Here is a 12,310-nt window from a genome sequence, read left to right on the forward strand (position 1 = left end):
TAGAAAAGTGTTCTCACGATCGGCGCTTCACAAAAGTTCAGGTAGCAGTTCGATGCGCCAGCCAAGCGTGTCGCCTGCCTGGACGCGGCGCAACTACGCCAAGAACCTATTTTCGTGATCTAATGACGATTATGGTTTTCCCAAAGTCACTTGATCAATGGATCAATGTGGAACGCAAATGGCGCGAATCGGCAAATTTCACGAATTTTCTTGAACCGGTTCGCGCGATTCGCTCATTCGCGTACTTCGCGTTAGTATCCTCAGACTATGGAAAAGCCATGTAATAGACTTCATCGGTAATCAGACAAAATCTAGTAGGAGCTGAAAAACACAGATTTTTTCTCTCTTTTCGTCAGCGCGAATCAGCATTTATCTGCATCCCCATCTCGATCTATTACATCTCTTGTCTTCCTGATAACGCCCTCAGCAACGTATTTTGATCGGCATATTCCAAGTCGCCGCCCATGGGGAGACCTCTTGCCAGCCGTGTGACATGCACGCCGAATTGTCTCAATTGATTTTGCAGGTACAACGCGGTCGCGTCACCCTCCATGCTGGGATTCGTCGCAAGGATGATCTCCTTCACTCCCCCATTCGCCACACGCGCCAGCAATTGCTTGATCTTCAAATCGTCGGGACCGATGCCTTCGATGGGAGATAAGACTCCCTGCAAGACGTGATATTTCCCGTTGAAACCCGCCGTGCGTTCGAGGGCTAAGACATCCAGCGCTTCTTCCACAACACAAATGACGGATGAATCGCGTTTGAGCGACTCGCAAATTTCACAGCGTTCACGTCCCGCTTCGGTGATGTTGAAACACTCCTGACAAAACGCAGTGTTCTTTTTGAGATGCGCCAACGCCAGCGCGAGATCGTCAGAGACATCGTCGGTGGCGCGGAGGAAGTAGAACGCCAGCCGCGAAGCGGATTTAGGTCCGATGCCTGGGAGGCGTTCGAGGGCGTTGATGAGGGATTGGATTGACTCTGGTAGAAGCATAATCGGCTCAAGAGAATTGGAGAATTAGAGAATTCTCCAATTCTCTAATTCTCTCTTAGAAAGGAAGCCCACCCGCCAGCGGACCCATCAACTTTTGTTGAAGTTCGCGCGATTGGTCGAGAGCCATGTTCACCGCGGACAAAACCATGTCTTGCAACATTTCGGCGTCGGCGTCTTTCATGAAATCGGGAGAGATCTCAACCGATCTGCATTTCTGGTCGCCCGTCATCACAACCTTGATCGCGCCGCCGCCCGCCGTGGCAGTGACGGTTTCCTCGGCGAGTTTCGCCTGCGCTACTTCCATTTGTTGTTGCAGGCGTTGCAGTTGTTGCATCATCCCCGCCTGCCCGCCCATTTGTGGTCCTTTGTTGAATCCTTTTGCCATTATTTAGTCTCCTAGTCTTCTGGTCTCTTAGTCTGCTAGTCAAACAGTCAGCAAGTCAATAAACGATTGAGTCGTTCGACTAACTGACTAGAGGACTAGCAGACTAGACAACTAATCCTGCGTATCCACGATCTCGCCGCCGTGTTGGATGGCGGTTGCGACCATGCCGTCTTGCGCCACGTTCGCGGGGATCTTGCCTTTGGCATTCGTCACCACACAGCGCACGCTCACGTCTGCGCCGAACTCGTCCTTGATCAACTTTTGGATCGCCTCGATCTGGTCAGGCTTGTCAATTTTTGACACCAGCACGTCGCTCGCCAAACCCAAGATCAACGTCGAGCCGTGCACGTCAATCATCCGCACCGAGTTCATCAGCGCGGACAAATTCGCCTGCGCTTTGGGAAGCGACGCGGACATGTGCTTCCACGCCTTGATGACATCGCCGACATTGATTGCGGATTTTTCTGCTGGATGAGAAGCCGCTTCTTCCTCGACTTGAGGCTGGGTCGCCGTTTGGGGAGCCGATTCAAGCTTCGGCTTGGTCTGACGCGGCACCCCCCCTTGCGTCCCCCCCAAATCCCGATTTGGGGGGGATTGAGGGGGGGTATCGTCGAGAACTTCCGCCAAGGCGAGTTCCAGACTCAAAGACGGTTGCCAGCCGCCGCGCAAATCCACAGCCGCGTTGTTGAACGCTTTCATCATCCGCAAGACATCGCTTGTCGAAAAAGATTTCGCGTGCGCCTGCATCTGCTTCTTCACGTCCGCCGTGGCTTCGACTTGATTCGCGTTGCCCATTTGGATGAGCATCAGCCCGCGCAGATACTCGACGACCTGACGCGCCAGCGAGCGCGGATCGGCTCCCGCATCGAGCGCCTTGTGAATAGACTCAAGCCCATGCGCGGGATCGTGATCGTTGACCGCGTTCAGCACATCCAGCACCGATTGACTCGTGGCAGTGCCGAGCACTTGTTGTGCGAGCGCGAGCGTGATCCTTTCTCCCGTTGACGAGAGTTGATCGAGCAGTGACTGCGCGTCACGCATCCCGCCCGCAGACTGGCGAGCGATCTGAATGAGCGCGTCATCGTCGGCTTGGATGTTCTCGGCTTGGATGATGTGTTTGAGGTTCGCAACGATCTCATCCACTGGCACGCGGCGAAACTCATGACGTTGACATCTCGAAAGAACGGTCGCGGGGATTTTGTGAATCTCGGTGGTGGCTAAAACAAAAATAGCATGTGGAGGCGGCTCTTCGAGCGTTTTGAGCAACGCATTGAACGCCGCCGTTGACAACATATGTATCTCATCAATAATATAAATCTTGTACTTGCCCTGCGACGGCGAGAAGTTGATCTTGTCGCGCAAGTCGCGGATATCGTCAACGGATGTGTTGGACGCCGCGTCAATTTCGATGAGGTCGAGGAAGCGATTCTCGTTGACGGCTTTGCAATTTTCACATTCGTTGTCGGGACGTTTTGTCGGGTCGGGATTCGTGCAATTGACCGCCTTCGCCAACAGACGCGCGAGCGTGGTCTTCCCCGTTCCGCGCGAACCCGCGAAGAGATACGCGTGCGCGACGCGGTCTGCCGCGATGGCATTCTTCAGCGTGGTGACGACGTGGTCTTGTCCCAACACGGCGCCCCATTCTTGGGGTCGGTATTTTCGGTAGAGGGCTTGGGTCATTTTAGTAAGTCAGTTATCAGTGAATAGTGAGCAGTGATCAGTGCCGCAAGATTTATCTTGCGATTCAACTATTTAGCAATACGCAAGCGCAAAGTGAACTTTGCGGTACGAACACCGTCGCTTGCGATGTTAGCTTGGATTGTCTTCTTCGAGCGCGGCAATGTAACCTGCAATTGCCTCTTTGATGTTGGCAATCGCTTCTTCACGAGTCTCGCCCTGACTGATACATCCAGGCAGGCTCGGGCATTCCGCCACGAAATAACCATCTTCACCTGAGTAAACGATAACTTGTCTCATAGTTCACCTCTTACTGTTCTTGATACAAGGCTCTCACAAAATTTTTCTACTTACACGGTGGTTTCGATACGGGTCTCGCTAGCGCTCGACCCTACTCAACCACCGAGGTAACTACGGCACTTGATACACCGCTCTAACATTTCCACTTGGGTCGAGAAGTGCCGCTTCTTCGCCCGATTGCCAGACAGGTTCGGTCTCGCCCCAGTATAAATCAATGACCGTGTTCGTTCCAGCAATCGTGTGGACTTGCACCGCGCCACTGCTATTTAATGTGAGGTTCGGGAAGATGAAAATGTTTTTATCGGAGTCTTGCAATTGCCAGCCCGCTAAACTCAGCGACTCACTTCCCGCATTGCGGACGACAACCGATTCGGCAGTCAACGTCCCTGCGCCGACGATGCTGACGATCTCGACGGGGATATCCACGTTGGGGCTGAGGGTCGGCTGGGGAGTAGAGTCGCCTGAGGAAACTGGGGCAGGTTGAACCGGGGAAAGAGCCGCTTGTCGGTAATTGCGGTCGTACCAGAACAGAATCGCGCCGGTCACACAGGCAGAGATGAACACATTCAAAAGCAGGTATTGGACAAGTCGGCGGCGATCCATTGTGTTTGAATCATAGCACAGAAACCCGGCAAGTGAAATAAAAAATCCTGCGCCGTTGAAGGCGCAGGATTCATCTTGCCAGCCGATGCTAGGGTAGTTCGGTCATCTTGAAATCGTCGAATGAAACGTTCGTGCCGGAGGCTTGCTCGCCGCTCCATGCGAACAATGCCACATTGCCTGTGGTGTAGGTGGTGTCGACGACCGAGTCGATTTGCTTGCCGTCCACATACAATGTCAATGTTCCGTTACTGCCGCAGTCCGCGCCGATACGATAGGACGATGCGCCCGATGTGATCGCGTCGGAGGTCTGCCAGGTGTCATTGTTGGTGAGGAAGACGTCATCTTGCGCCACAGCCGATTTGCCGATGGCATATTGACCCGCGCCGGTGATGGCGAAGTAATACGAAACATCGGTGACCTGCATGTTGCAGATGATGCCAAACGCGCCGGTCGAATCGGTGGAGTTATTGTTGGCGGTCACTTCGATATGGGCGTTTTGATAATTCTCGGCGTTCGGGGTGCTCCACACAAAATACAGGTCGCGGATGATAAAGAAATTCAACGAGCCGCCAACGTATTCAACCGCGCTGTCGGAATCGGAACCGGTGCCCCATTGTTCGGAGGAAAAATCATCGCTCAAGATAACCTTCGGTCCGCCTCCAACTGATAATCCCTGACAAGCCAGCGCGGCAATGGCGAGCGCGGCAATCGCAAAAAGCATTCGTATATTTGGTTTCATTTCTCATTCTCCTTTGGAAATTAGATTGTGCGCTATTTTATCATTTCGCCCTTTCAGGACGATGGTACTTCGTGGGGACTCAACCGCGACTCATCGTCAGCGCGACCCAATCGCCCCTCTGCCGCCATTCGGTCATTCCCAGATGTTTTGCCTGCGCCGCCTCCAGGACGCTTTTCTTCTGCTCTTGCAGGATTCCGCTGAGGATGATCGAACCGCCAGCCTCGATCAGATCCGCCAGCCCCGCATCGAAGAGACGCACGATCACCGGCGCGAGGATATTCGCCACCACCAACGGCGCGGACTTGAATGGGAATTTGCCGTCGAGGATCTCCGTCACCGACCCCGCACTGAGGATCAACTCCTCCCCCACCTCGTTGAGGTTCGCATTCTCGCGCGAGTTGACGATGGATTCGGAATCGATATCCACGCCGAGAACTTTTTCCGCGCCAAGCTTGATCGCGGCAATGGAGAGGATGCCCGAGCCGCAGCCTACATCAATACAAGAAAGAGGCAAGAGGAAAGACTCGCCGCTTTCTTTCGTCTTTCTTCTTTCCCTAAAGGTTAACTCTAATAGCTCAAGGCACAACTGCGTCGTTGGGTGTGTCCCCGTCCCAAACGCCATGCCGGGATCGATCTTAATGGCTACGCGATTCGGTTCGGGCGATTCCATCCATGCTGGCAGGATGAGGAGTCGCTCACCAATGCGAATCGGTTTGTAATGTTGCTTCCAAGCCTCCATCCAGTTTTGATCGGCAATTTGTTTGTAGACCGGGGTCGGCAAAGGCTGGATCATCCCCAAATAAAAAAGCGACTCTTCGAGTTTTTGCCGCGTCTCTTCGAGAGAGTCGTTCACCTCCAAATACGCGCGGACGGTGATCGGTCCCGTCGGCGTGCCGGCGTCTTCGTCATCGTTGTACTTCACGCCCTGCTCGGTCATCACGCCGTTGGGGGCAAAGCGCGCGAACACATCCGCCACCGATTCGGCGAGTTCGCCGTCCACTGTCATGGAAACTTCAAGCCAGTTCATGTTTTGTCCGCCTTGTAAAAACGTATTTGCGCTTTTTCGAGCGTGACCAAGCCCGCGCCGATATGTTGGTCAATCGTTTCGAGAAACAATTCCAGTTTTTCTTTTATGTCCACCACCTCAACAACCATCGGCATATCCACTGAAAGTTGTTCGATCTTGAACGTGTGGATGACGCGCGTGTTGGCTCCGAAACCCATCACGCCGCGCAGAACCGTCGCGCCGGCGAGTCCCTGTTCGCGCGCCTTCAACACCAGCCATTCGTACAACGGCTTGCCCTCATGTTTATCCGATTCGCCGATGAAGATGCGGAGCAGATAGCCTTCTTCCGGTAACTGCATGATTACCTCCAGATCAAAGTAGAGACGGTTCGCCCAAGCCAGACAGCCAGCAAACCAAGAAAAACGTTTAACCCAATGTTTGCAAACGCGCTCAGATTTTCGCCGTCGTGGGCAAGGTTAAGCGTTTCATTGCCGAAGGCGGAAAACGTGGTGAATCCGCCTAAAATTCCGATAAAAACAAACGCGCGCGCTTCGCTTGAAAAGACGCCGCGGTTTTCCGCCAGTTGAGATAGGAATCCAATCACAAAACATCCGATCACATTGACGGTCAATGTGCCGAACGGAAAAATACTTTTGGAGGATTGTTGCACATACCCACTGAGCAGGTAGCGTATGGCAGAACCGATAAACCCGCCGATACCGACAAGTAGAACATTGTTCATGACGCGCTCCAAAGGCTGTTATGAACGGATCGTATCAAATCTTTCTCATCGAAGATCATGCGCGGCAGGTCGTCCACGTCGAAATACTTCATCTCAGAAACTTCATAACTTTCCCGAAACTCGCCGCCGACGATCTTGCACAGGTACATCAATGTCACATGCCGAAACAACTTGGAACTGTCGGCAAATAATAATCGCTCAACCTTGATCGTTAACCCAGACTCCTCATAAAACTCGCGGATCACTCCCTCTTCGGGTTGCTCGCCATACTCCAACCCGCCGACAGGAATCCCCCACGCAAACTTGCGATAGGTGTGTTTGAATAACAGAACCCTGCCCTGCTCATCGAACACTAACGCCGCAACCCCCACCCGAAACCGCGGACGCAAGATTATCGCCGCGAATGTGTGAACCCACAGCGGAAACATGCCCCAAATTCGCATCAATGTTTTCATCATAAAAGTCCCCGCATTATAAAACACAACGAGCGGACACATCATCCCCCGTAGAAAGTAGAAACGCGCTCTCTAGCGCGTTTTTGTACTTTTCAATTTCCGAGAACGCCGTGATAAAAATTCTGAGCGAACAAAATCGAGTCCCAAACTATTCAACAAAGCGGACACAAAAATATTCAACCTCGCCAATGCCGTCGGCGGGTGGATGAAGAACGCGCGCATCCATGCCCTCAACGCGGAGGCGGATTTGCCGCCGTCGAGCAGATACCGCGCGTCGACTCGATGCGCCGACGCGCGCGCGCGTCTTTCCACGGGTCGAATTGCCTCGCCCAGCCCAGCCTGTCCCTCCGCCCAAGCCAAAACGCGGAAGGCTTCGCGTCCAAACTCCGCCGCTTTGGCGCGGTTCTTCGCCTCGGCATGATACCGCGCCGCCGCCCACGTTTGATCCACGTGGAGGATTCTTCCATGTTGCGCGATTCGAATCCACAAGTGATGGTCGAGTAGAAAGTGGAAAGTAGGATCGAGCATCCCCGCTTTTGACAACACCTCACGCCGAAAAAACACAGCAGGCTGACCGATGATCTGAAAGCACAGCAAATCTTGCAAGGTCAATTGTTTGTAATGCAATGCATTGAACGAATTACCGCGTTCATCCACGGCAAGCATATTTCCGTAAACCAACAAAACATCTGGATTTTCTTCAAATGCTTTCACCGCCGCAGAAATCGCGCCGGGCAGGTAATAATCGTCTGAGTTCAACCATGCAACGATTTCACCTGTCGCACGCAAAAATCCTTTGTTGATGGCGTCTGCTTGACCCGAATCCTTTTCGCTCACCCACCAAGCCAGCTTATTCGCGTACTTTTCGATAACATCAACCGATCCATCCGTGGACGCGCCATCCACTACGATGTATTCGATGCTCGGGTAATCCTGCTCAAGCACAGATTGAATCGTCTGTTCGAGGTAGCGCGCTTGATTGAACGAAGGGGTAATGATGGAGACAAGGTTCATTGAAACAACGCACCATATTCCACTTTCGGGAAGATCGTTAATTTACCGCCGACCGTTGCATCTACCACTTCGCGCCCTGCTTTGCGAAACGCATCACGCGCCAGCGCGTACCCAACCTCGGAGGTATCCAGATCGGGTAACTGCCATTTGACACCCTTGCCAAAATAATTCGGCATAAAGTGATTCGGGTCGTCGCCCTGTGACACGACGGTTTTGTTCACATCTCCCTTCGAGGCAAAGTTGTGATCAACGCCGATGAGGATGACTTTCTCGACACCCATGTGAAACGCAAGCTGAAGCGCGAGATTGGTCACAGTCGCTCCCTCCCACACCCGCCCACGAACATCGTAAGCGAATTTCGGTCCCGTGTAAGTCGTGTAAACGAAAGTGGGCAATTTTGTAATTGGTAATTGGGGACTGAAATGACGATGCGAACGCCACGAAATGAATTTAGGGATGGCAAGTGAGTTGATATCGTCCACAAATTGCTCGACGACCAGATAGTTCGTCACGCAAAGGTATGTAGTTGCAAATCCCCAATCAGGAAATGCCAGATAAATTCGATTCATGCCGAACGTGATCTCGTTCTTCAATTTACTTGTGTCAGTCTGCTTGAGGCTAGGTCCGTTCCCGATGATGAATGCGCGCTTGCCCTTGTGTATATCCTTCAATGCGGCAAGCCGACGGATGCTCTCCCGCCGCCAGGGGTGGAAATATGCGGCGGGAAGCTCAGGAATACGCCGTAGCCCGTCATACGTGTTACGAGTGAATTGCCAGAGAGGTAGAGGGATGATCTGCTTGAGGGCTTGTTTCATAAGAAAGAAGAAAGAGGAAAGATGTTGGGTTCTCATTCATCCTTCATCATTCAGCCTTCATCCTTTTCAAAGTTATTCCGTACTCAATCTCGCCGTCGCTCCCCCATCCACCACCAACGCTTGACCTGTCATAAAAGAGGATTGTTCGTTATCTGCGAGAAAATAAATCGCGTGAGCGATCTCTTCGGGCTTGCCAACTTTTCCGCTGACCGTTTTGCGGGCGAGGTTATCGAGCCTCTCCTGCACATCACCATGACCAACGTGACCGCGTCCCAGCCCCGCGCGGAGCATGGGGGTATCCACCGCACCTGGGAGGATGGCGTTGACGCGGATGTTATCGGGCGCGAACTCGATCGCCATCGCGCGTGTGAGGGCGAGCAGTCCGCCCTTCGACGCGGCATACGCGGCAATATTCGCCGACGTTTGAATCGCGTGGACGGATGAAACATTCACCACCGCGCCGCCGCCTGTCTTCATCAACGGATGCGCCAGTTTGACTCCTAAAAACACTGACCGTAAATTGGAAGCCATCACCGCGTCCCATTCTTCAACAGTTGTTTCAATGATCGGCTTTGCAACTTGAACAGCCGCATTATTCACCAATGCGTCGAGAGATTCTGTGAACCGATGCGCCTGCTCGAAGATGGCTTGCATATCTTCGGGATGTGAAATGTCAGATCGAATGAACAAGCCGTTCTTTGGAAAATCATCACCAAACTCCGACCTGTCCACGCCGATAACGCGCCAGCCTTTTTCAGAGAAAAGCGAAACAGTAGCGCGACCAATCCCGCCCGCCGCGCCAGTAATTAAAACCGTTCTTTCCTCTTTCATCTTTCCTCTCTCATCTTTCATCCCTTCGACAGGCTCAAGACAAGCCTGCGGAACGGTGCGTAACATCAAAGTTTAAGTTCTTTCCGTGTCGTCCGTGAAATCCGTGTACGAAAAAGGCATCCCCAATCCTTCCACCAAATTCTTGATCGTATTCCAATGCACGCGCTCCCATGCGGCGGGGCTGGAATTGGAGTTGTGCGGGGCGAGCATGACGTTGTCCATTTTCATCAGCGGACTATCCAGCGGAAGCGGCTCGACTTCGAAGACATCCAATGCGGCTCCTGCCAGACGTTTTGACTGCAACGCTTCGATCAGCGTTTTCTCCTCGACGATGGGTCCGCGCGCGGCATTGATTAACACTGCGGTTGGTTTCATCAATGCAAATGTGTCGGCGTTCAGTAAGTGACGGGAGGTTGGGTTGAGATCGCAATTGATGGAGACGAAATCAGAGTTCGAAAGTAGAAAGTGGAGACTCGTCATTTCGATTCCAGTTTCGGAAACAAAAACGTGGTCAACATTTACGATGTCGTTGCCATACGCTTTCATGCCGAAGGCTCGCGCGCGGCGAGTCACCGCTTTGCCGATGTTGCCGACACCGATGACTCCAAGCGTACATTCGCTCAACGACTTGCCTGGAATCTTTTCCCATTTGCCGCGTTTCATTTCCGCGTCCATCCATGGTTGGCGGCGGGCGAAGGCGAGCATGTAGCCGAGGACGGTATCCGCTACTGGAGTGGTGAAAGCGTTGGGGGTGCGACCAATGGTCACCGAATGACTGAGGCAGGCTGAGGCGTCGAGTGAATCGATCCCCGTCCCCCACTTTGAGATCACTTTGAGTCGCGGCGCGCAGGCTTCGATCACGCGCGCGGTGTAGCGGTCATCCCCGCAGATCGCGCCGTCGAATTGACCCGCATATTTCAGCAGGTCTTCCTCCTCCATGCGCTCGCGCACATCTGGTACGATGAGTTCGATGTCGTATTTTGCGAAGACGGGTTTGAAACGATCCACAAATGGGATCATGTATGGCGCGGTGAATAGGACGGTGTATTTCATTTGCAATTGTTTTTTACTTCTGAAAATTCATAGAGGTTCGGCACGGGTGAAAAATAACTAACGTTTGGAAGCATATCATAGTTCCCGCCGAAGTAGGAGTTGAAGACGATGCGGAAGGTGTTCACGGGGGTGATCGTTGAAAATAATTTCTCTTGATGTTGTGGCAGATAATATGCGTTTAGGATCCACATGCGACGATCGCGTGGCTGAAGCCACGGACCATGATCGCCTTGCAAAATAATGATCGGCGGCGTTTCAGATTCGGCGAGCAACGTATCTACCGCATCCAGAATTTTTTTATTTACGAAGGTCAATTGATTTTGATATCCCTGCGCGTACAGATCGGCTGGATATTGTTTTTTCTCGTTCCAAAATTCGGCGGGGTGAGTGTATTCACCCTCGGGACCAAACACAAAAGGCGGATGCGGCGAGATCAAATGGATGTACGTAAAAGTCGGTTCGGTCATGCGGGCAATGTCATCTATTGAATCAAAAACCAATAATGTGCGGTCGCGGAAATTTTGCCCCATGATCGCGTCGGCATCCACCCAACCGAAGTCTTGCGCATACCGCGCGAGAGTTGTTTGCATGAGCAAGGTTTCAAATTCAGTCATGCCTGCAGAAAAAGGCGGCGGCGTGTAAAACACATCGGCATCGTCGAGTTCGTTCCATGCGAAGCCCGTTGCGAAGGCGACAGTTTTATAACCCAGCGTCTCAAAGTTGTAGCGCACTGCGCTGTATTGATACGAATCCCACAACGCGCGACGCTTGATACTATCGGGCGCAAATGCCGAATCCAAATCCTGCAAATAGGACATATTCAACGACGAGCCCACCGAAAGTTCAGTGCGAATGTAATTTGTCTGACTGCACTGCGCCACATAAAATCCGCGCTCGCGCAGACCATCGAGAAACGCGCTGTTATCGTAGCCATACGCTCTTTTCAACAAGTCTTCGCGCGCATACGAATCGAGGATGAAGTAATACACATCAGGCGGATTTTCGGGACGCGTGAGATTTTCATCCACGGGAGCATTCTCCGCGCCCACTCGATGCGCGCCTCCTTTCTGGACCCCCGAACTGGTCTGCCATAAGGAGGTGACTACCAGCCCCAGCGCGATCACGTTCAATGCGAGAGGTGATGACGGAGATTTTCTAACCGCCCAAACGACAAAGAGGAAGGCAAGTACGAGCCATACAACGAGCAACCATTTTTCAAAATCGAAGCTTTTTACTTTTTCCGTCAATGTGAGGAAGGCATGCCCGTACGAGAAGAACAACGCCATCCACAACGTGGACAGGAACGCGGCGCGATTCCAATCACGGAGGGCGAGGCGCAACAGGAGGAAAAGAAGCCCCGCGAAGAGGATGCTAACAATGAGAGGACGCCACGCCGCTTCGAGTTTGATCTGTCCCACGTTTGCCGCCATCAACGCCAACACAGGGTACGCGCCGAAGAGGATGGGATACCACGGGAGGGAGAACCATTTGCCCAAAATTTTCTGTATTTGTTTAAAAAAATTCATTCATTCACCAAGATGGCATTCTCAGACCCCGAAGGGGTGTCAAAGATCAATGAGGCTATGTCATCCCTTCGGGATTGGGGGATTGATATTCCATTCTCTACAATACTATCATCCCTTCGGGATTGGATTTATTTGGCAGCCAGTCTTCTAGAATCCTAGACCCCGAA

Annotated in this window: 15 protein-coding genes; all 15 read right to left on the reverse strand. The window is 52.5% G+C overall.

The genetic code is table 11. The features are described from left to right. Positions 1–394 precede the first annotated feature (394 nt). The 15 genes from recR to AC16KF_RS17490 all read right to left on the reverse strand — a co-directional run bounded on the left by recR (position 395) and on the right by AC16KF_RS17490 (position 12,143). The gene (gene recR, locus AC16KF_RS17420; RefSeq protein ID WP_484038630.1) at positions 395–997 is read right to left on the reverse strand and encodes a recombination mediator RecR; all 603 of its coding nucleotides are present in this window, start codon (positions 995–997) and stop codon (positions 395–397) included. A 55-nt stretch (positions 998–1,052) separates the two neighbouring features. Beyond that, complete coding sequence (locus AC16KF_RS17425; protein ID WP_484038631.1) at positions 1,053–1,382, reverse strand: YbaB/EbfC family nucleoid-associated protein; 330 nt, start codon at positions 1,380–1,382, stop codon at positions 1,053–1,055. Positions 1,383–1,493: 111 nt separating this feature from the next. Continuing rightward, entirely contained in the window at positions 1,494–3,062 is a 1,569-nt protein-coding gene (gene dnaX / locus AC16KF_RS17430) for a DNA polymerase III subunit gamma/tau (protein WP_484038632.1), read from the reverse strand. 129 nt (positions 3,063–3,191) lie between these two features. Then, positions 3,192–3,359, reverse strand: a complete 168-nt coding sequence (locus AC16KF_RS17435; protein ID WP_484038633.1) for a type II toxin-antitoxin system HicB family antitoxin — start codon at positions 3,357–3,359, stop codon at positions 3,192–3,194. Between the two features lie 111 nt (positions 3,360–3,470). Beyond that, the gene (locus tag AC16KF_RS17440) at positions 3,471–3,962 is read right to left on the reverse strand and encodes a lamin tail domain-containing protein (RefSeq protein WP_484038634.1); all 492 of its coding nucleotides are present in this window, start codon (positions 3,960–3,962) and stop codon (positions 3,471–3,473) included. Between the two features lie 88 nt (positions 3,963–4,050). Next, positions 4,051–4,701, reverse strand: coding sequence for a hypothetical protein (locus AC16KF_RS17445; protein WP_484038635.1), 651 nt, complete (start codon positions 4,699–4,701; stop codon positions 4,051–4,053). Between the two features lie 79 nt (positions 4,702–4,780). Beyond that, positions 4,781–5,728: a 50S ribosomal protein L11 methyltransferase gene (prmA, locus tag AC16KF_RS17450; RefSeq protein ID WP_484038636.1), complete on the reverse strand. Its 948-nt coding sequence runs from the start codon at positions 5,726–5,728 to the stop codon at positions 4,781–4,783. Next, a complete protein-coding gene (locus AC16KF_RS17455; protein ID WP_484038637.1) occupies positions 5,725–6,066 on the reverse strand; it encodes a DUF190 domain-containing protein in 342 nt (113 codons plus the stop codon). The genes prmA and AC16KF_RS17455 overlap by 4 nt, the downstream gene beginning before the upstream one ends. A 2-nt stretch (positions 6,067–6,068) precedes the next feature. Further along, positions 6,069–6,449: a fluoride efflux transporter CrcB gene (gene crcB, locus AC16KF_RS17460; protein WP_484038638.1), complete on the reverse strand. Its 381-nt coding sequence runs from the start codon at positions 6,447–6,449 to the stop codon at positions 6,069–6,071. Beyond that, the gene (locus AC16KF_RS17465) at positions 6,446–6,907 is read right to left on the reverse strand and encodes an NUDIX hydrolase (protein ID WP_484038639.1); all 462 of its coding nucleotides are present in this window, start codon (positions 6,905–6,907) and stop codon (positions 6,446–6,448) included. Before AC16KF_RS17465 ends, crcB begins: the two co-directional genes overlap by 4 nt. Before the next feature lie 69 nt (positions 6,908–6,976). Continuing rightward, positions 6,977–7,918 carry a glycosyltransferase family 2 protein gene (locus tag AC16KF_RS17470; RefSeq protein ID WP_484038640.1) on the reverse strand — a complete coding sequence of 314 codons (942 nt, stop codon included), beginning with the start codon at positions 7,916–7,918 and terminating at the stop codon, positions 6,977–6,979. Further along, the gene (locus tag AC16KF_RS17475) at positions 7,915–8,769 is read right to left on the reverse strand and encodes a 6-hydroxymethylpterin diphosphokinase MptE-like protein (protein ID WP_484038641.1); all 855 of its coding nucleotides are present in this window, start codon (positions 8,767–8,769) and stop codon (positions 7,915–7,917) included. The genes AC16KF_RS17470 and AC16KF_RS17475 overlap by 4 nt, the downstream gene beginning before the upstream one ends. Before the next feature lie 36 nt (positions 8,770–8,805). Continuing rightward, positions 8,806–9,630, reverse strand: a complete 825-nt coding sequence (locus tag AC16KF_RS17480; RefSeq protein WP_484038642.1) for an SDR family NAD(P)-dependent oxidoreductase — start codon at positions 9,628–9,630, stop codon at positions 8,806–8,808. 6 nt (positions 9,631–9,636) lie between these two features. Then, positions 9,637–10,617, reverse strand: a complete 981-nt coding sequence (locus AC16KF_RS17485) for a phosphoglycerate dehydrogenase (RefSeq protein ID WP_484038643.1) — start codon at positions 10,615–10,617, stop codon at positions 9,637–9,639. Beyond that, positions 10,614–12,143 (reverse strand): sulfatase-like hydrolase/transferase, encoded by a 1,530-nt coding sequence (locus AC16KF_RS17490; protein ID WP_484038644.1) that lies wholly within the window; start codon positions 12,141–12,143, stop codon positions 10,614–10,616. Before AC16KF_RS17490 ends, AC16KF_RS17485 begins: the two co-directional genes overlap by 4 nt. Between the last annotated feature and the right edge of the window lie 167 nt (positions 12,144–12,310).

It is taken from the genome of Candidatus Defluviilinea gracilis (assembly GCF_057138825.1).